Annotated in this window: 13 protein-coding genes; 7 read left to right on the plus strand and 6 right to left on the minus strand. The window is 68.8% G+C overall.

From position 1 onward, the window contains the following. Nucleotides 1–12: 12 nt before the first annotated feature. Together dnaE and ACTWP6_RS00870 are read left to right on the plus strand one after the other, a co-directional pair. A complete protein-coding gene (dnaE, locus tag ACTWP6_RS00865) occupies nt 13–3582 on the plus strand; it encodes a DNA polymerase III subunit alpha (RefSeq protein ID WP_443186580.1) in 3570 nt (1189 codons plus the stop codon). Further along, complete coding sequence (locus ACTWP6_RS00870) at nt 3579–5093, plus strand: glycosyltransferase family 39 protein (protein WP_443186581.1); 1515 nt, start codon at nt 3579–3581, stop codon at nt 5091–5093. The genes dnaE and ACTWP6_RS00870 overlap by 4 nt, the downstream gene beginning before the upstream one ends. On the opposite strand, the gene ACTWP6_RS00875 is transcribed toward ACTWP6_RS00870, so the two are convergent. Continuing rightward, nucleotides 5090–5320, minus strand: coding sequence for a hypothetical protein (locus tag ACTWP6_RS00875; RefSeq protein WP_260752245.1), 231 nt, complete (start codon nt 5318–5320; stop codon nt 5090–5092). The genes ACTWP6_RS00870 and ACTWP6_RS00875 overlap by 4 nt on opposite strands. A gap of 136 nt (nt 5321–5456) precedes the next feature. On the opposite strand from ACTWP6_RS00875, the gene ilvA reads away from it, so the two are divergent. After that, nucleotides 5457–6746: a threonine ammonia-lyase IlvA gene (ilvA, locus tag ACTWP6_RS00880; RefSeq protein ID WP_443186582.1), complete on the plus strand. Its 1290-nt coding sequence runs from the start codon at nt 5457–5459 to the stop codon at nt 6744–6746. Here ilvA and treZ read toward each other — a convergent pair. The 4 genes from treZ to ACTWP6_RS00900 are packed head-to-tail and all read right to left on the minus strand — an operon-like array spanning nt 6734 to nt 15098. Next, nucleotides 6734–8470: a malto-oligosyltrehalose trehalohydrolase gene (gene treZ / locus ACTWP6_RS00885; protein ID WP_443186583.1), complete on the minus strand. Its 1737-nt coding sequence runs from the start codon at nt 8468–8470 to the stop codon at nt 6734–6736. The two genes, ilvA and treZ, sit on opposite strands and share 13 nt — an antisense overlap. Then, nucleotides 8463–10754, minus strand: a complete 2292-nt coding sequence (gene treY, locus ACTWP6_RS00890; protein WP_443186584.1) for a malto-oligosyltrehalose synthase — start codon at nt 10752–10754, stop codon at nt 8463–8465. Before treY ends, treZ begins: the two co-directional genes overlap by 8 nt. 1 nt (nt 10755) lies before the next feature. After that, nucleotides 10756–12918 carry a glycogen debranching protein GlgX gene (glgX, locus tag ACTWP6_RS00895; RefSeq protein ID WP_443186585.1) on the minus strand — a complete coding sequence of 721 codons (2163 nt, stop codon included), beginning with the start codon at nt 12916–12918 and terminating at the stop codon, nt 10756–10758. Then, on the minus strand, nt 12903–15098 hold the full coding sequence (locus ACTWP6_RS00900; RefSeq protein ID WP_443186586.1) for an acyltransferase family protein: 2196 nt from the start codon (nt 15096–15098) through the stop codon (nt 12903–12905). The genes glgX and ACTWP6_RS00900 overlap by 16 nt, the downstream gene beginning before the upstream one ends. Nucleotides 15099–15121: 23 nt before the next feature. On the opposite strand from ACTWP6_RS00900, the gene ACTWP6_RS00905 reads away from it, so the two are divergent. The 4 genes from ACTWP6_RS00905 to ACTWP6_RS00920 all read left to right on the plus strand — a co-directional run bounded on the left by ACTWP6_RS00905 (nt 15122) and on the right by ACTWP6_RS00920 (nt 18841). Next, complete coding sequence (locus ACTWP6_RS00905) at nt 15122–16423, plus strand: adenosylmethionine--8-amino-7-oxononanoate transaminase (RefSeq protein WP_443186587.1); 1302 nt, start codon at nt 15122–15124, stop codon at nt 16421–16423. 77 nt (nt 16424–16500) lie between these two features. Beyond that, a complete protein-coding gene (locus ACTWP6_RS00910; protein WP_443186588.1) occupies nt 16501–17643 on the plus strand; it encodes an 8-amino-7-oxononanoate synthase in 1143 nt (380 codons plus the stop codon). Continuing rightward, nucleotides 17640–18320, plus strand: coding sequence for a dethiobiotin synthase (gene bioD, locus ACTWP6_RS00915; protein WP_443186589.1), 681 nt, complete (start codon nt 17640–17642; stop codon nt 18318–18320). Before ACTWP6_RS00910 ends, bioD begins: the two co-directional genes overlap by 4 nt. After that, nucleotides 18320–18841 carry a 2'-5' RNA ligase family protein gene (locus ACTWP6_RS00920; protein ID WP_443186590.1) on the plus strand — a complete coding sequence of 174 codons (522 nt, stop codon included), beginning with the start codon at nt 18320–18322 and terminating at the stop codon, nt 18839–18841. Before bioD ends, ACTWP6_RS00920 begins: the two co-directional genes overlap by 1 nt. Nucleotides 18842–18875: 34 nt before the next feature. Here ACTWP6_RS00920 and ACTWP6_RS00925 read toward each other — a convergent pair whose 3' ends face one another. Next, entirely contained in the window at nt 18876–19481 is a 606-nt protein-coding gene (locus ACTWP6_RS00925; RefSeq protein ID WP_443186591.1) for a TetR/AcrR family transcriptional regulator C-terminal domain-containing protein, read from the minus strand. Nucleotides 19482–19524: the final 43 nt, after the last annotated feature.

The raw sequence follows: 19524 nt of genomic DNA on the forward strand, positions 1-19524 counted from the left end.
ACTGGCTTGCCTATGGCCGACCCGTCTGCTCTTCGCGCAAGCGCTCATCGCGCGTCATTCGTGCATCTGCACAACCACACCGAGTACTCGATGCTCGACGGCGCCGCGAAGGTCAAGCCGATGCTCGCCGAGGCCCAGCGGCTGGAAATGCCGGCGATCGGCATGACCGACCACGGAAACATGTTCGGCGCCAGCGAGTTCTACAACGCCGCCACCGACGCCGGCATCAAGCCGATCATCGGTGTGGAGGCCTACATCGCCCCGGCGTCGAGGTTCGACACCAAGCGGGTGCTGTGGGGTGACCCCAGCCAGAAGAGCGACGACGTGTCGGGCAGCGGCTCGTACACGCACATGACGATGGTCGCCGAGAACGCCACCGGGCTGCGCAACCTGTTCAAACTGTCGTCGTTGGCCTCGTTCGAGGGGCAGCTGGGCAAGTGGTCGCGCATGGACGCCGAGATCATCGCCGAGCACGCCGAGGGCATCATCGCCACCACCGGCTGCCCGTCCGGCGAGGTCCAGACCCGGCTGCGGCTGGGGCACCGGCAGGAGGCGCTGGACGCGGCCGCCAAGTGGCGGGAGATCTTCGGCCCGGAGAACTTCTTCCTCGAGCTGATGGATCACGGTCTGGAGATTGAACGGCGGGTTCGCGACGGCCTGCTGGAGATCGGGCAGAAGCTCGGCATCCCGCCGCTGGCCACCAACGACTGCCACTACGTCACCCGCGAAGCGTCGCGCAACCACGAAGCCCTGCTGTGCGTGCAGACCGGCAAGACGCTGTCGGACCCGACGCGGTTCAAGTTCGACGGCGACGGCTACTTCCTCAAGTCCGCGGCGGAGATGCGGGCGCTGTGGGACGACCAGGTGCCCGGCGCGTGCGACTCGACACTGCTGATCGCCGAGAGGGTGCAGTCCTACGCCGACGTGTGGACGCCGCGCGACCGGATGCCGATCTTCCCGGTGCCCGAGGGGCACGATCAGGCGTCCTGGCTGCACCACGAGGTGATGGCCGGCCTGGAACGGCGCTTCCCGGGGGCGGTGGGCCAGGAGTACATCGACCGCGCCGAGTACGAGATCAAGGTCATCTGCGACAAGGGCTTCCCGTCGTACTTCCTGATCGTCGCCGACCTGATCAACTATGCGCGCTCGGTCGACATCCGGGTCGGACCGGGCCGCGGGTCGGCGGCCGGGTCCCTGGTGGCCTACGCGCTGGGCATCACCAACATCGACCCGATCCCGCACGGGCTGCTGTTCGAGCGCTTCCTGAACCCGGAACGCCCGTCTGCCCCCGACATCGACATCGACTTCGACGACCGGCGGCGCGGTGAGATGCTGCGCTACGCGGCGAACAAGTGGGGCAGTGACCGCGTCGCTCAGGTCATCACCTTCGGCACCATCAAAACCAAAGCTGCACTGAAGGATTCGGCGCGCGTCAACTACGGCCAGCCGGGCTTCGCGATCGCCGACCGGATCACCAAGGCGCTGCCGCCGCCGATCATGGCCAAGGACATCCCGCTCTCGGGTATCACCGACCCGAACCACGAGCGGTACAAGGAGGCTGCCGAGGTTCGCAGCCTGATCGACACCGACCCGGACGTGCGGACCATCTACGAGACCGCGCGCGGGCTGGAGGGGCTGGTCCGCAACGCCGGCGTGCACGCCTGCGCGGTCATCATGAGCTCGGAACCGCTCATCGACGCGATCCCGCTGTGGCGCCGGCCGCAGGACGGCGCGGTCATCACCGGCTGGGACTACCCGTCGTGTGAGGCCATCGGGCTGCTGAAGATGGACTTCCTGGGGCTGCGGAACCTGACGATCATCGGGGACTGCATCGAGAACATCAAGGCCAACCGCGGTACCGATGTCGACCTGGAGTCGCTGGCCCTCGACGATCCGTTGGCCTATGAGTTGCTCGGCCGCGGCGACACGCTCGGGGTCTTCCAGCTCGACGGCGGGCCGATGCGCGACTTGCTGCGCCGCATGCAGCCCACCGAGTTCAACGACATCGTCGCGGTGCTGGCGCTGTACCGGCCCGGCCCGATGGGCATGAACGCCCACAACGATTACGCCGACCGCAAGAACGGCCGCCAGCCCATCAAGCCGATCCATCCCGAACTCGAGGAACCGCTCAAGGAGATCCTGGCCGAGACCTACGGCCTGATCGTCTACCAAGAGCAGATCATGTTCATCGCCCAGAAGGTCGCCTCCTACACCATGGGTAAGGCCGACGCGCTGCGAAAAGCCATGGGTAAGAAGAAACTCGAGGTGCTCGAAGCCGAGTACAAGGGTTTCCGGGAGGGCATGACCGCCAACGGTTTCAGCGAGGGCGCAGTCAAGGCGCTGTGGGACACCATCCTTCCGTTCGCCGGCTACGCGTTCAACAAGTCGCACGCCGCGGGGTACGGCCTGGTGTCGTACTGGACGGCCTATTTGAAGGCCAACTACCCGGCCGAGTACATGGCGGGCCTGCTCACCTCGGTCGGCGACGACAAGGACAAGGCCGCGGTCTACCTCGCGGACTGCCGCCGGCTGGGCATCACCGTGCTGCCGCCGGACGTCAACGAATCGGTGCAGAACTTCGCCTCCGTCGGCGACGACATCCGTTTCGGCCTCGGCGCGGTGCGCAACGTCGGCGCGAACGTCGTTGCGTCCCTTGTCCACACGCGCGACGAGAAGGGCAAGTACACCGACTTCTCGGACTACCTGAACAAGATCGACATCGCCGCCTGCAACAAGAAGGTGACGGAATCGCTGATCAAGGCCGGCGCGTTCGATTCGCTGGGCCATCCGCGCAAAGGTCTGTTCCTGGTGCACACCGACGCGGTGGACTCGGTGCTCGGCACCAAGAAAGCCGAGGCCATGGGTCAGTTCGACCTGTTCGGCGGCGGCGACGGCGGGACCGGCTCCGACGCGGTGTTCACCATCAAGGTGCCCGACGAGGAGTGGGAGGACAAGCACAAGCTCGCCCTCGAGCGGGAGATGCTCGGCCTGTACGTGTCCGGCCACCCGCTCAACGGGATCGCGCATCTGCTGGCCGCGCAGGTCGACACCCAGATCCCGGCCATCCTCGACGGCGACGTCGCCAACGACACCCAGGTCCGGGTCGGCGGCATCCTCGCCTCGGTGAACCGCCGGGTCAACAAGAACGGCCTGCCCTGGGCGTCGGCGCAGCTGGAAGATCTCACCGGCGGGATCGAGGTGCTGTTCTTCCCGCAGACCTACTCGATGTTCGGCGCCGAGATCGCCGACGACGTGGTGGTGCTCGTCGGGGCCAAGGTCGCGATCCGCGACGACCGCATCTCGCTGATCGCCAATGAGCTTGTGGTGCCGGACTTCTCCAGCGCGCAGGTCAACCGTCCGGTCGCGGTGAGTCTGCCGACGCGCCAGTGCACCGTCGACAAGGTGTCGGCGCTCAAACAGGTGCTGGCGCGGCATCCCGGCACCGCGCAGGTTCACCTGCGGCTGATCAGCGGAGAGCGCATCACCACGCTGGAACTGGACCAGTCGCTGCGGGTCACACCGTCCTCGGCACTGATGGGCGATCTCAAGGAACTGTTGGGGCCGGGCTGCCTCGGGGGATGACCGTTGCGGCGCCGGGGCTGGGCCGGGCCGATGCCGTACTCGTCGCTGTGTTCGCCGCGGTCCTCAGCGCCGCCGGCAGCGGCCGGCCGTCGTTGTGGGTCGACGAGGCCGCGACGCTCTCGGCTGTCACGCGCCCGCTCGACGAGTTGTGGGCGCTGTGGCGCAACGTCGACGCGGTGCACGGACTGTACAACTTGCTGTTGCACGGGTGGTTGGCGGTGTTCCCGGTCACCGAGTTCTGGGCGCGGCTGCCGAGTGCGCTGGCGGTGGGCGTGGCCGCCGGCGGCGTGGTGGTGTTGGGTCGGCAGCTGTGTGCGCCATCGGTCGGTGTCGCGGCGGGCGTCGTGTTCGCCGTCCTGCCACGGACCACCCGGGCGGGGGCCGACGCGCGGTCGAACGCGCTGAGCATCGCGTGTGCGGTGTGGTTGACCGTGCTGGTGCTGTCGGCTGCGCGTCGCGGTCGCGGACGGTGGTGGACCGCCTACGCGGTGGCCCTGATCGTGACGGTAGCCGTCAACGTGATGGCGGTCCTGATCCTGGTGGTGCACGCGGTGCTGGTCGGGGCGTCGGCGCGGTCGCGGCGGGAGGTGGCGGGCTGGGCGGTGGCGACGGTCGCCGCGCTGGCCGTGTCGGCGCCGCTGGTGTGGCTCATCGTCGGCCAGCAGGGGCAGGTCGCCTGGATCTGGCCGGTGAGCTTCGTGACGCTCGGGCAGATCTTCGGCGAGCAGTACTTCCCGTCGGTGTACTCCGACAGTCTGCGCGCGGTCGGCCCGGATCAGCAGCAGTTCACCGGTGAGCAGCTGGCTGTCGCGATGCGGGCGTGGGCGCGCGTGGCTCCGCTGATCGTGGTCATCGCCGGGGTTTCGGCGTGGGCCGTGCGCACGCGCAGCCGCGCTCGCGAGGTGTTGGGGACGAGTCCGCGGCTGCTGATCCTTGCGGCCGCGGTCTGGATCGTCGGACCGACTGCGCTGCTGGTCGCCGTTTCGGTGGTGGCGCAGCCGTTGTATCAACCGCAGTATCTGTCGTTCACGGCGCCCGGGGTGGCGCTGCTGGTCGGTCTGGCCGTGGTGGTCGCCGGGCGGGACGCGCGCCGGATCGGCGCGGTGCTGGTGGCGATAGCGGTGTCCGCGCTCCCGAACTACTTGGCCCAGCGCGGGCCGTATGCCAAGTTCGGTTCCGACTACAGCCAGGCGGCCGAGATCCTCGCCGCGGGCGGGAAGGCCGGCGATTGCCTCACCGTCGACGACGCCGCTCCGCCGTCGCTGGCTGGAGCGATGGAAGGGGCTCGGTTGCGGCACGACGACGGGCTGCGGGATGTGGACCGCACGCGCAGCGCGAGCGAGCGTGACCGGTTGTTCGCCGCCAGGTCGGCGCCCGCGGCGGCGCAGTTGAAAGGGTGTGCGGTGCTGTGGGTGGTCACCGACCGCGACCGCGGCCTACCTGACGGGTTCCGGCGGGTGGAGCGCTGGCGTTTCAACCAGACGGAGGTGATCCGTGCCGAGCGCGGCTAGTGGCGCAGCGAGCAGGCCAGGCCGAGTGTCAGCCACAGCACGGTGGCGACGCCGGCGCCGCTGAGCACTGCGGGACCGGCAGACAACGTGACCCCGCCGACGACGACGAACGTGAGCAGTCCGAGCAGCAGGGCGAGCACCTTGTACGCGGGCCACGCGACGCCGGCGATCGAGAACGACGCGGCCGGACGGGCCACGACGGCTCGGAAGTGTTCGGCGGTCGTCATGCGATTGACGATAGTTCGTATCAGAAGTTTCGGCCACCCGAAACACTGGTTGAGGAGCGGCTTATTTCGTTAGCTCGGCTAGCGGATCGACGCGGCGCATTTTCCCCGGGACGGGGTGCGGTGGCACCATTATCCGGTGTCCGCAGAGCTGAGCAGCAGTCCCCGTATCGATCCCGCCGCGCCGTTGCGCGCCGCGGACATCGACGAGGCCGCCAAGCGAATTTCGGGCGTCGTGTCCCAGACGCCGCTGCAGCTCAGTGACCGACTGTCGGCGCTGACCGGGGCGCAGGTGTACCTCAAGCGCGAGGACCTGCAGGCGGTCCGCTCCTACAAGCTGCGCGGTGCCTACAACCTGCTCATGCAGCTGAGCGCCGAAGAGAAGGCCGCCGGTGTGGTGTGTTCCTCGGCCGGCAACCACGCGCAGGGCTTCGCGCTGGCCTGCCGGTCGATGGGGGTGCGCGGCCGCGTGTACGTCCCCGCCAAGACCCCGAAGCAGAAACGCAACCGGATCCTCTACCACGGCGGCGAGTTCATCGAGTTGATCGTCGGCGGCAAGACCTACGATCTCGCCGCCCAGGCGGCCCTCGACGACGTCGCGCGTACCGGCGCCACGCTGGTGCCGCCGTACGACGATCTACGCACGATGGCCGGTCAGGGCACGATCGCGGTGGAGATCCTCGATCAGCTCGGCGCCGAACCGGATCTGGTGGTCGTGCCGGTCGGCGGCGGTGGCTGCATCGGCGGCATCACCACCTATCTGGCCGAGTGCACCGCGACGACGTCGGTGCTCGGTGTCGAACCCGCCGGAGCGGCGTCGCTGGTCGCTGCGCTGGCCAAGGGCGAACCGGTCACGCTGCCGGAGGTCGACCAGTTCGTCGACGGCGCGGCCGTCGCCCGGATCGGCGCCCGACCCTTCCAGGCGCTGTCAGCCGCCGGCGACATGGTCTCGATCACCACGGTCGACGAGGGTGCGGTGTGCACCGCCATGCTCGATCTGTACCAGAACGAGGGGATCATCGCCGAACCCGCCGGCGCGCTGTCGGTGGCGGCGCTGATGGATGCCGACATTCAGCCGGGGTCCACGGTGGTGTGCCTGATCTCCGGCGGCAACAACGACGTGTCCCGCTACGGTGAGGTGCTGGAACGCTCGCTGGTTCATCTCGGTCTCAAGCACTACTTCCTGGTCGACTTCCCGCAGGAGCCGGGCGCGCTGCGCAGGTTCCTCGACGAGGTGCTCGGACCGAACGACGACATCACCCTGTTCGAGTACGTCAAGCGCAACAACCGCGAGACCGGTGAGGCGCTGGTCGGCATCGAGATGGCCTCGGCGTCAGACCTGGAGGGTCTGCTGGCGCGGATGAACGCCTCGGAATGCCACGTCGAACTCCTGGAGCCGGGGTCGCCGACCTACCGTTACCTGACCTGACGCCGGAGCACTGCGACCGAGTGCCCCCCGATACGGGTGCGGCCGTCCTCGATCGCGGGTTCCTCCCAGGCCAGCACGACCTCGCCCGCCGCCGGGACCTCGACGGGGTCCGCTCCGAGGTTGCACACCACCGCGAGCGCTCCGCGATGCATCACGAACCAGCGGGCGGCCTCGTCATAGTCGATATCCAGATGGTCCAGCCACGGGTCGGCCATGTCGGGTTCACGGTGCCGCAGCGCGATCAGTCCGCGGTAGAACTCCAGCAGGCGCGCGTGCTCGCCGGTGCCGCGCTCGTCCCACTTCAGCTTCGACCGCTCGAAGGTCGCCGGATCCTGAGGATCCGGGATTTCGTCGGCGTCCCAACCGTGTTCGGCGAACTCCCGCTTGCGGCCCTCGGCGGTCGCCCGCGCCAGCTCGGGCTCGGGATGCGAGCTGAAGAACTGGAACGGTGACGAAGACCCCCATTCCTCGCCCATGAAAAGCATTGCGGTGTAGGGGGATCCCAGCGCGAGGGCAGCCTTGACGGCCAGCTGTCCGGTGGTCAGGTTCTGCGACGGCCGGTCGCCGATCGCCCGGTTGCCCACCTGGTCGTGGGTGAGTGTGTAGGCCAGCAGGCGGGTGGCCGGGATCTCGGAGGTGTCGAGCGGCCGGCCGTGCCGGCGACGGCGGAACGACGAGAAGGTGCCGGCGTGGAAATACCCGTGCCGCAGCGTCTGGGCCAGTGTCTCCAGGCTGCCGAAGTCACCGTAGTAGCCCTGACGCTCGCCGGACACCGCGGTGTGGATCGCGTGGTGGATGTCGTCGTCCCACTGCGCGGTCATGCCCAGGCCGCCCCGGTCACGCGGGGTGATCAACCGCGGGTCGTTCATGTCGCTCTCGGCCACCAGCGACAGCGGCCGGCCGAGTTCAGCTGCCAGAGCGTCGGTTTCGGCTGACAGCTCCTCGAGGATGTGGATCGCGGTGGTGTCGACGAGCGCGTGCACGGCGTCCAGCCGCAGTCCGTCGGCGTGGAATTCGCGCATCCAGCGCAGCGCGCAGTCCAGAATGTAGCGCCTCACCTCGTCGGCCCCGGCGTCGGCGATGTTGATCGACTCGCCCCACGGGTTGGAGCCGCTCGACAGGTATGGCCCGAATTTGGGTAGGTAGTTGCCGGAGGGGCCGAGATGGTTGAACACCGCGTCGATCAGCACCCCCAGCCCGCGGGCATGGCAGGCGTCGATGAAGCGGATCAGGCCGTCAGGACCGCCGTAGGGCTCGTGCACCGCGTACCACAGCACGCCGTCGTAGCCCCAGCCGTGGGTGCCGCCGAAAGCGTTGACCGGCATGAGCTCGACGAAGTCGACACCGAGATCGACCAGGTGGTCCAGTCTGCTGATCGCCGAGTCGAAGGTGCCTTCGGGGGTGAAGGTGCCGACGTGCAACTCGTAGATCACCGCGCCTTCGATCGCGCGGCCCTGCCATCCGGCATCGCTGGGCGCGTCGGGAGCGGACCGCCACAGCTGTGAGCGTTCGTGCACCCCGTCGGGTTGCCGGGGGGAGCGAGGATCGGGCAGCACCTTGGGGTCGTCGTCGAGCACGAAGCCGTACCGCGCATCCTGGGCGGCGTCGACGACGGCGCGCCACCAACCGTCCTCGCCGCGGCGCATCGGGTGCAGCGTGCCGTCGACGTCGAGCTGCACCCGTTCGGGACGCGGCGCCCACACGCGGAATTCGTGGTCAGGCATCGTCACGCACCAGCAGAGCCACGGGAAGGGCGGTGAACAACGTCGCGGCGGGCACTGAGCCCCGGTGCGTTGCGCCGGTCAGGCGGTCGGTCCAGGTCCCGTCGGGAAGTGTCAGGGCGGTGTCGCCCCAACCGGTCTCCTCCAGGCGTGCCGTCCAGCGGCCGGCCGCAACCACGACGTCGTCGCCGCGCTGGAAGGAGACGACGTGCTCTGCGGCGCCTCCGTCGGCGAGCAACGGGCGGTACCGGCCGGACAGGAACGTTTCGGGGCGTTCGCGGCGCAGGCGCAGGGCCGCGCGCACCACCCGGATCTTCGGATGGTCTCCGGCGGCCAGCGCCTGACGCCGGGCGTCATAGTCCACCGGACGCCGGTTGTCCGGATCGACGAGGCTGTCCTCCCACAGCTCGGTGCCCTGATAGACGTCCGGGATGCCGGGGGCGGTCAGCGCGATCAGCTTCTGGCCCAGGGCGTCGTTGCGGCCGTGGATGTCGAGGCGGGCCACCAGTGCACTCATCTCGAGCCCGATCGGACCGTCGATGACGGTGTCCAACCAGTCGTGTACGGCACGTTCGAACGATTCGTCGGGATCGTTCCACGACGTGTGCAGCGCTGCCTCGCGGATCGCCTTCTCCGTGTAACCGTGCAGGCGTTGCCGCAACGAGTCCGTGACGTTGCCGTCGGCGGGCCAGACTCCGAAGACGTTCTGCCACAGGAAAAGGCCGGTCACCGGGTCCGGCGGGGGAGCACTGCGCTGCCAGCCCTGCACGAGTTCGGACCACAGCGACGGCACCTGGGACAGCACCCCGATGCGGGCGCGGACGTCTTCGCCGCGTTTGGTGTCGTGGGTGGTCAGCGTCGTCATGGCCTGCGGCCACAGCGCGGCGCGCACCGAAGCGCGCTGGTGGAACTCGGCGACACTGACCCCGAAACGGTCCGGCTCGCCCCCGACCTCGTTGAGCGACACCAGCCGGGCGTCGCGGTAGAACAAGCAGTCCTCCATCGACTTCGCGGTGGCGGCGCCGCAGAGCTGCTGCAGCCGCACCTCGACCTCGCGATGGGGCAGTGCGGTGGCGAGCAGCGCCAGCGGCTCGGCCAGATCTGGTTGGGCGGAGGCGGTTTCGGCGATGGCCAGCGGCAGCACGCCCGACAGCGCCCGGTAGTCGGACCGGTAGACGCCGACGTGGCTGAGCAGCGCGGCGATCGACTCGGGCAGGCGGTCGTGGTCGCGGCCCACGGCGGCGGCGACGGTCCGGCGCAGCCGGGCGAGCTCACTGGCGAGCGTGACCGTGACGGCCTGCACCTTCAGTGCACGCGCGTGTGCGTGAGCCGCGGCGTGGTCCACCCCCGCAGACTCGACCAGTTCGGTCAGCGCCTGCGCCCCGGACGGGTCGATGAACACCCCGCCGCTCTCGCGCAATGCGTCGTAGCCGGTGGTCCCCGCGACGGGCAGCGCAGTGTCCAGCGCCTCGTCGACCGCGAGGATCTTCTCGATCACGATCCATGCCTGCGGTCCGGCCAGCTCCCGTAGCCAGTCGAGATAACCTGCGGGATCGGACAATCCATCCGGATGATCGATACGGATTCCGTCGACCAGGCCTTCATCGAACCACCGCTTGACCTCGGCGTGCGTGGCGTCGAAGACCGCACGGTCCTCCTGGCGCAGTCCGGCCAGCGAGGTGATCGAGAAGAACCGACGGTAGCCGCACACGTTGTTGCGCCAGCCGGTCAGCTTGTAGTGCTGCCGGTCGTGTACCTGCGCACCCGTGCCGTTGCCGGTGCCCGGTGCGATCGGCCAGGTCCGGTCACCGAGGCGCAGCACGCCGCCGTCGACGGTCAGATCCGCGACGTCGTCGTCGGATCCGAGCACCGGCAACACGATTCGGCCGTCGGGGTCCAAGGTCCAGTCGATGTCGAAGTAGGAGCTGTACTGCGATTCGCGGCCGTGGGTCAGCAGATCCCACCACCACGCGTTCTGCTCGGGTACCTCCACGCCGACGTGGTTGGGCACGATGTCAACCACGACCCCGAGCCCTGCCGCACGCGCCCGCTGCACCAGGCGTTCGAACCCTTCGGCGCCACCGAGTTCGGCGGAGATCGTCGTCGGGTCGGTCACGTCGTATCCGTGGGTGGAGCCTTCTCCGGCCGTCAGGATCGGTGACAGGTACAGGTGGGAGACCCCGAGGTCGGCAAGGTAGTCGACGAGGTTCTCGGCTTCGGCGAAGGTGAACGCCTCGCCGCTGGCCGGTCCGCGCATCTGCAGCCGGTAGGTCGAGAGCACGGCCATGTCAGGCCGTCTTACGCAGGACGAGAAGCGAGCGCGGTTCCACTGAGACCGTCTGCCCGGCAACCACTTCCAGCGTGCTCACGCCCTGCGGGTCGGCGGTGTCGATCGCGCCGGCCCACTCGTTGGCGTAGTCGCCGCCGGGTACCACGAACTCCAGCGCCTGGTCGTGGGCGTTGAAGCACAGCAGGAACGAATCGTCGGCGACCCGCTCGCCACGCTCGTCGGGCGCCGGGATCGCGTCGCCGTTGAGGAACACCGACACGCACTCGAAGCCCGAGCCCCAGTCTTGCTGGGTCATCTCGGAGCCCGACGGGTTCAGCCACGCAATGTCGCGGATCTGTTCCCCGGTGCGCAGCGGTTTGCCCTCGAAGAACCGGCGGCGGCGGAACACCGGGTGGTCGGTGCGGAACTTGATCACCTTGCGGGTGAATTCCAGCAGGTCGGCGTTTTTCTCACACAGCGACCAGTCCATCCAGGACAGCTCGGAGTCCTGGCAGTACACATTGTTGTTGCCCTGCTGGGTGCGGCCCATCTCGTCGCCGTGCGCGAGCATCGGGGTGCCCTGCGACAACATCAGCGTGGCCAGGATGTTGCGCATCTGCTTACCGCGCAGCGCGAGGATCTCCGGGTCGTCGGTCGGGCCTTCGACTCCGCAGTTCCACGAGCGGTTGTGGCTCTCCCCGTCGCGGTTGTCCTCACCGTTGGCCTCGTTGTGCTTCTCGTTGTAGGACACGAGGTCGTTGAGGGTGAACCCGTCGTGGCAGGTGACGAAATTGATGCTGGCACTTGGCCGTCGGCCGGTGGCCTCGTACAGGTCCGACGACCCGGTCAGCCGGGACGCGAACTCTCCTAGGGTTGCGGGCTCTCCCCGCCAGTAATCACGCACAGTGTCGCGATACTTCCCGTTCCATTCGGTCCACAAACCTGGGAAATTACCGACCTGATAGCCGCCTTCGCCGACGTCCCACGGCTCGGCGATCAACTTGACCTGACTGATCACCGGGTCCTGCTGGATGATGTCGAAGAACGCCGAGAGGCGGTCGACGTCGTAGAATTCGCGGGCGAGCGTGGAGGCCAGGTCGAAGCGGAACCCGTCGACGTGCATGTCCAGCACCCAGTACCGCAGGGAATCCATGATCAACTGCAGGGTGTGCGGGTGCCGGGCGTTGAGGCTGTTACCGGTGCCGGTGAAGTCCTTGTAGTAGCGCAGGTCGCCGTCGAGCAGACGGTAGTACGCGGCATTGTCGATTCCGCGGAAGTTGACCGTCGGCCCGAGATGATTGCCTTCGGCGGTGTGGTTGTAGACCACGTCGAGGATCACCTCGATCCCGGCTTCGTGGAACGCGCGCACCATGGTCTTGAACTCGGCCACCGCACCGCCGGCGCTGCGGGTGGCGGCGTACTGGTTGTGCGGGGCGAAGAACCCGAAGGTGTTGTAACCCCAGTAGTTTCGCAGTCCGAGATCGAGCAGTCGGTGGTCATGCATGAACTGGTGCACCGGCATCAGTTCGATCGCGGTGACGTTCAGTGACTTCAGGTGGTCGATGATCGCCGGGTGGGCGAGGCCGGCGTAGGTGCCGCGCAGTTCGTCGGGAACCCCGGGATGTGTTTGCGTCATCCCCTTGACGTGCGCTTCGTAGATCACGGTCTCGTGGTAGGGGGTGCGCGGCGGCCGGTCCGAACCCCACTGGAAGAACGGGTTGATCACCACGCTGGTCATGGTGTGACCGAGTGAGTCGATGCGCGGGGGGACTCCGCCGCTGGCTGGGTCGTCGGCCTCCAGATCGAACGAGTACAGCGCCTGCGAGAACCGGAAGTCGCCGTGGAACGACTTGCCGTACGGGTCAAGCAGCAGCTTGCTCGGATCGCACCGGTGTCCGGCGCCGGGATCCCACGGGCCGTATACCCGGAACCCGTACCGCTGGCCCGGGGTGATGGTGGGCAGGTAGCAGTGCCAGACGTACCCGTCGACCTCGTCGAGGTTCACCCGCTCTTCGCTGCCGTCCTTGCCGATCAGGCACAGTTCGACCCGTTCGGCGACTCCCGAGAACAGCGAGAAGTTGGTTCCGGCACCGTCGTAGGTGGCGCCGAGCGGGTACGGGCTTCCGGGCCAGACCGCGTAGACAGACGAACCCTCGGCCGAGGCCATCAGTCGGACCACCATCCGGTGGCGGCGGCGATCTGGCGGCCGAGTTCGGCGGTCATCGTGCGCATGTACGTCGACGAGATGTGGTGCGCGTCGTGATACAGCAAGACGTTGCCCTCCACAGCCCGGCAGTAGTCGGCGCGACACACCGCATCGCTCATGTCGAGCGGCTTGAGCAGCGGAAAGCGTTTGACATAGTCCAGCGTCGGGTTGCGATCCGACAGTACTTCGGAGCGCTCGATGCCGCACGACACGGCGTCGCCGCCGTCGGCGAGGCAGTCCGACGGGAAGAACGGTTCACCGTCCCGCACCATCCACGGGGTGTCACGCATGGCCAGAACCGGAATCTTGTGTTGCGAGAACGCTTTCCAGATACCGAGATAGCTCGATGGCATCACGTCGCCCGGTTTGATGTTCCACGGCCGGGTGGACGTGGTGAACACGAAATCCGGCTTGTTGGCGATGATCTTCGGCAGCACCCGGTCGTTCCACTGGCGGCACTTGGGATAGGGATCGTTGTTGCCCATCACCAGGGGCATTTCCTCTGTCGTCAGCGGGCAGCCCATCTTCAAGTAGGTGACGACCTTGAAGTGGTGGGTACGCCCCAGCAGGTCCAGCGCGGTGATCCAGTGCTCGGCGTGCGAGCCGCCGGCCAACGCGATGGTCCGGGAGGCCGACGGGTCACCGTAGGTGCAGTTGATGACGCCGACGTTGTCGAAGTCGCTGATGCACCCGTCCAGGGTGGATTGCGGGATGTCGTTTTTGGCCTCCAGTGCCGTCGGACGCATCGGCAGGGTCGGCACGCGGGCGTTGTTGACCAGCGCCAGTGCTCCCGGGTAGTCCCGCAGCGGCAGCGCGGCCAGTTCCTCGCCGTGGGCGCGTAACACCGTGACGTGCTCACGCCAGGTGAACGACGTCGCCGTGAGCGCCACGCCGAGCAGTGCGACGGTGGAGCCCAGCACGATCGTCGGGCGGCGCAGCCGCGCCGTGAACGGGACCTTGGTGATCGGCGCGGTGGCCGCCGCCGTACCGCGGGCACGCAGGGGCTCCTCGACGAAGCGGGTGGTCAGCCACGCGAGCACACCCGAGACCGCCAGGATGCCTGCACCCTCAAGGAAGGTGACCCGCGAACCGCCCGTCTGGGCCAGGTAGAAGATCAGCAGCGGCCAGTGCCACAGGTACAGCGAGTAGGCCATCGCGCCCAGTGCCACGAACGGTTTCGAGGCCAGCAGTCGGTTCGGCGCCGGGATACGGCCCTCGGTGTGCGGATCGGCGTATCGGTTGGCGGCGGTGAGGATGAACAGCACGGTCGCCCCGACCGGCACCAGAGCCCACGGCCCGGGGAACTCGCGTACCCCGTCGATCAGCGCGCCGCAGGACAGGATCGCGCCGAGGGCGACGACCGCCAGCAGCGTGCGCAGCCACATCGGGCAGCGCACGTAGGGCACCACCGCACCGATCAGCGCCCCGAGTAGCAGTTCCCAGGCGCGCGCGACGCTGTCGTAATAGGCCGTGGCCTGGTCGGCGGTGTGCGCGTGGATCGCGTACACGAACGACGCGACGATCAGCGCGATGAGCAGCACGACGAACGCGGCCCGTGCATGCCGGCCGAACAGCCGCCGAAACACCCACGCCGACACCATGATCAGCGCAAGGAACGCGATGTAGAACTGGCCCTGCACAGACATCGACCAGATGTGCTGCAGCGGGCTGACCGTCTCGCCGGCGCGCAGGTAGTCCGAGGCCGTGCGGGCCAGCTCCCAGTTCTGGTAGTAGCCGAGGCTGGCCAGGCTCTGGTCGGCGAAGGTCTCCCACCGGGTGGAGGGCTGGATCAGGATGGTCAGCACCGCCGACACCGCCAGCACCACGACCAGGGCGGGCAGCAACCGCCGGACCAGCCGGGTGACCTCGGGCACCGGACGCAGCGACACCCCCGGCGTCAGCGCTCCGCGTAGCAGCCGGCCACCGAAGAAGAAGCCGGACAAAACGAGGAACACGTCGACGCCGCCGGAGACCCGCCCGAACCACACGTGGAACACCGCCACCAGGGCGATGGCGACCCCGCGCAGACCGTCCAGGTCGTGCCGGTAGAAGCCTGAGTTGCGGGTGCCCATGCCGGAGCCGCGCGCCGTGCGCGCAGCCTGATTCGGGCCCGGGGCGGTGGGGGGCGCCGGCCGGGCGGGGGCGAGGGTCATCATGGTCGACGGCTAATCTACCGAAGGTGCCTGCGTTGACGCCTATCGAGATCAGCGCCATTGACGCCGCTCACATCTGGCATCCGTACAGCCCCATCGGCGCCGACGCGCTCGCACCGGTGGTCGCGGTAGGCGCCCGCGGAGCGTGGTTGACGCTGGTCCATCAGGGCCGTGAGGTCCGGGTTCTCGACGCGATGGCCTCGTGGTGGACGGCGGTGCACGGGCACGGCCACCCCGTGCTGGATGCGGCGATCACCCGGCAACTCGCGACGATGAACCACGTGATGTTCGGGGGATTGACCCACGAACCCGCTGCGCGGCTGGCCCAACTGCTGGTCGACATCACCCCGGCGGCCCTGGAGACCGTCTTCTTCAGCGACTCCGGGTCGGTGTCGGTCGAGGTGGCGGTCAAGATGGCGCTGCAGTACTGGCGCAGTACCGGTCACGTCGGCAAGAGCCGGTTGATGACCTGGCGCGGCGGCTATCACGGTGACACCTTCACTCCGATGAGTGTGTGTGACCCGCAGGGCGGCATGCACGAGCTGTGGACGGGGCAGAACTCGCTGCTCGCCGACCAGGTGTTCGCTCCGCCGGTGCCCGCCGGCTACGACCCCGACTACGTCGACGCGTTCGCCGCGCAGCTCGCCGCCCACGCGCACGAACTCGCGGCGGTCATCGTCGAACCCGTCGTGCAGGGCGCCGGCGGGATGCGGTTCCACGACCCCCGCTACCTGGCGGAGCTGCGCCGCCTGTGCGATGAGCACGGCGTGCTGCTGATCTTCGACGAGATCGCCACCGGCTTCGGCAGGACCGGCGCGATGTTCGCCGCGGATCACGCGGGGGTGTGCCCGGACATCATGTGCGTGGGCAAGGCTCTGACCGGCGGATACCTGACGCTGGCCGCCACCCTGTGCACCCGCGACGTCGCCGAGACCATCAGCACCAACCCGCCGGGGGCGCTGATGCACGGCCCGACGTTCATGGCGAACGCGCTGGCCTGCGCGGTGAGCGTGGCGTCGGTGGAGTTGTTGCTGTCCACGGACTGGCAGGCGCAGGTGCGCGGTATAGAGGAAGGACTGCGCGAAGGCCTCGCGCCGGCGGCGGCGCTTGCCCACGTCGCCGACGTCCGCGTACTCGGCGCGATCGGCGTGATCGAGCTCGACCGGCCGGTGGACCTGGCGGTAGCCACCCCGGTGGCGATCGAGCACGGAGTCTGGCTCCGGCCGTTCCGCAACCTGATCTACGTGATGCCGCCCTACATCTGCACCCCCGCGGAGATCGCGCAGATCACCTCGGCGATGGTCGAGGTCGCGCGTGCACTAACCTGAACGGTGTTCAATTGCCGGCCCGCCGGCGTGTTCAATTGCCGGCCCGCCGGCGTGTTCAATTGCCCCCGAGGAGCACCGTGACACGGGTAGACCTTTCGCCGTTGGCCTGGCTCGACGAGGTCGAGGTGCAGCGGCGTGCCGCCGGACTGCGGCGCTCCCTTCGCACCCGTCCACCGGTGGGCGCCGAACTGGACCTGGCCTCCAACGACTACCTCGGTTTCTCCCAGCACCCCCGCGTCATCGACGGCGGTGTCGCGGCGTTGCGCACCTGGGGCGCCGGTTCGACCGGCTCCCGGCTGGTGACCGGCAACACCGAGCTGCACGAGGAATTCGAGGACGCGCTCGCGAGGTTCGTCGGCGCCGAGTCCGCGCTGGTGTTCTCCGCCGGGTACACCGCCAACCTGGGTGCCGTTGTCGCCCTGTCGGGTCCCGGCTCGCTGCTCGTCTCCGACGCGTTGACCCACGCCTCACTGGTGGACGCCTGCCGGCTGTCACGGGCCCGCGTCAAGGTCACACCGCACAACGACCCCGCCGCCGTCGAGCAGGCGCTGGCCGACCGCTCCGAGGAGCGCGCCGTCGTGGTCACCGATTCGGTGTTCTCCGCCGACGGCGACCTCGCGCCGCTGCGCGCACTGCACGCCGCCTGCCGGCGGCACGGCGCGCTGCTGATCGTGGACGAGGCGCACGGGCTCGGTGTCCGCGGCGCGGGCGGTCGCGGGCTCATCGACGAGGTCGGATTGGCAGGTGCGCCCGACATCGTGATGACCACCACGCTGTCGAAGGCGCTGGGTAGTCAGGGCGGGGTGGTGCTGGGTCCCGCCGCGGTGCGCGCGCACCTCATCGACGCGGCCCGGCCCTTCATCTTCGACACCGGCCTGGCACCCGCCGCGGTCGGCGCCGCCCACGCCGCGCTTCAGGTGCTGATCGAGGAACCCTGGCGGGCCCAACGAGTCCTCGACCACGCCGCGACGCTCGCCACACTCTGTGGTGTGCCGGAGGTGCCCACCTCGGCCGTGGTGTCGGTGATCCTCGGCGAGCCGGAGGTCGCCTTCGGCGCGGCCGCCGCCTGTCTCGACCACGGGGTACGTGTCGGTTGCTTCCGCCCCCCGACGGTGCCCGCGGGTACCTCCCGGCTGCGGTTGACCGCACGCGCATCGCTGACCGACGACGAGATGGCCCTGGCCCGCGACGTCCTCACCCATGTGCTGGGCGCCCGATGAGCGTCCTGGTCGTCACCGGAACCGGGACCGGCATCGGTAAGACGGTCGCCACCGCTGCGCTGGCGTGTCACGCGCGCCTGGCCGGTATCGAGGTCGCGGTGTGTAAACCGGTGCAGACCGGCACCCAGGACGGCGACGACGACCTCGCCGAGGTGGCTCGACTCGCCGGAATCGGCGAACTGCATTCACTGGCGAAGTTCCCCGAACCTCTCGCGCCGCTGGCTGCCGCGCAGCGGGTCGGCGCCGAACTGCCCACCCGCTCTCAGATCCTGGACCTCGTCGCCGCCGCGGACCGTCCGGGCCGGCTCACCCTGGTCGAGGGCGCGGGCGGACTGCTGGTGGAGATCGGTGCCGACGGGACTACGCTGCGCGACGTCGCCGCCGACCTCGGCGCACCGGTGCTGACCGTGGTGGCACCGGGTCTGGGCACGCTGAACCACACCGTCCTGACGCTGGAAGCCTTGTCGCACCGGCAGATTCCGAGCGCCGGCCTGGTGATCGGCGCGTGGCCGGCCCGACCCGGTGTCGCCGAGATCGACAACCGCGACGCGCTGGCCCGTCTGGGCCCTGTCCGCGCGGCCTTGCCCGCCGGTGCCGGGTCGCTCGGACCCGCGGATTTCGAGCGTCTGAGCGTCGACGCGTTCGGCCGGATTTGGGTGGAGAGCCTGGTGGCCTGATGGTGCACTCCGTCGAGCTGCTGTTCGACGCCGGGACCGAGGTTGCGGTGCGCGAAGTCTGGGATGAGCTGGCCCGCAACGGGGTTCGCAGCTTGTCCGGACACCGCTCGCCGACAAACCGGCCACATGTGACACTGACCGTCGCCACCAAGATCGACGCCGGTGCCGACGATGCGCTGCGCCCGCTGCTCCGCGCGTTCCCGCTGAGCTGTGTGATCGGTGCGCCGATGGTCTTCGGCGGCGGACGCACCGTCACGCTGGTGCGCCTGCTGGTGCCGAGCCGGGAACTACTCGGCCTGCACGCCGAGGTTCACCGGGTATGCCTGCCGCACGCCTCCGAAGGTGTGCTGCCGCACTCCGATCCGGGCCGATGGACACCCCATGTCACGTTGGCGCGTCGGGTACCCGTCGAGCGGCTACCCGCAGTCTTCGCGCTGCGCGCGCTCTCCCGAGACATCGAGGCGACCGCGGTCGGTCTGCGGCGCTGGAACGGTGACGACCGCGTCGAGCATCGCATCTGAGAGCGGGCCGGGCGGCTCAGCCCCGCGGCCTGAGTCAGGAAGGCGTGTCCGCGCCATACCGGGTCAGCCTCGTTCCCGCGGCGGTATTCGTCTCGATGCCGTCGAGGAGCAGGTGCAGGCCGAACTTGAATCGGGCGCTGGGATCCTCGGTCCACACGGTCTCGACCACATCGGCCCCGACGGCATCCCACTGCAGGCGCGACTGTTCATCGACGGTGAAGCCCAGCACGTAGTAGAGGACCGTGCGGGCGGCCAGTTCGGCGTGGTCGGGGCCGACGCCCGCCTCAGCCGTCGCGTCGGCGAGACGGCCCAGCAGTTGCGTCATGGCATCGGACCGGCCGGCCGCGAAGCTGGCCGACACCAGCTCCGCCCCGTCGGTGTGAGAGAGCAGGGCGTCGCGCAGCTGTGCGCACGCGGTACTGACGCGCGTGCGCCAGTCACCGCCGACCTCACCGACAGGATGCAGGATCCGGTCGGCCACCGCGCCGAGAAGCTGCTGCTTGTCGGCGAAGTGCCAGTAGAGCGCGCCGGGGGAGACGTTGAGCTCACGGGCCAGCCGCCGCATCGACAGGTCGGCGATCCCGTACTCGTCCAGCAGTGACGTCGCCGCGTCGACCACGTCCCGTTTGTGGAGCTGCACGGCGATACCCTAACCTGAACGGTGTTCAACTGTCGGCCCGGCC

The sequence above is a fragment of the Mycobacterium sp. 4D054 genome (genome assembly GCF_052245755.1).
Taxonomy (GTDB): Bacteria; Actinomycetota; Actinomycetes; order Mycobacteriales; family Mycobacteriaceae; genus Mycobacterium.

Bases quoted from the DNA above. Each gene is read 5' to 3' on its own strand.
- dnaE (WP_443186580.1), top strand. From the start codon at position 13: ATGGCCGACCCGTCTGCTCTTCGCGCAAGCGCTCATCGCGCGTCATTC.
- ACTWP6_RS00870 (WP_443186581.1), top strand. From the start codon at position 3,579: ATGACCGTTGCGGCGCCGGGGCTGGGCCGGGCCGATGCCGTACTCGTC.
- ACTWP6_RS00875 (WP_260752245.1), bottom strand. From the start codon at position 5,320: ATGACGACCGCCGAACACTTCCGAGCCGTCGTGGCCCGTCCGGCCGCG.
- treZ (WP_443186583.1), bottom strand. From the start codon at position 8,470: ATGCCTGACCACGAATTCCGCGTGTGGGCGCCGCGTCCCGAACGGGTG.
- treY (WP_443186584.1), bottom strand. From the start codon at position 10,754: ATGGCCGTGCTCTCGACCTACCGGCTGCAGATGCGCGGACCGGCCAGC.
- glgX (WP_443186585.1), bottom strand. From the start codon at position 12,918: ATGGTGGTCCGACTGATGGCCTCGGCCGAGGGTTCGTCTGTCTACGCG.
- ACTWP6_RS00900 (WP_443186586.1), bottom strand. From the start codon at position 15,098: ATGATGACCCTCGCCCCCGCCCGGCCGGCGCCCCCCACCGCCCCGGGC.
- bioD (WP_443186589.1), top strand. From the start codon at position 17,640: ATGAGCGTCCTGGTCGTCACCGGAACCGGGACCGGCATCGGTAAGACG.
- ACTWP6_RS00920 (WP_443186590.1), top strand. From the start codon at position 18,320: ATGGTGCACTCCGTCGAGCTGCTGTTCGACGCCGGGACCGAGGTTGCG.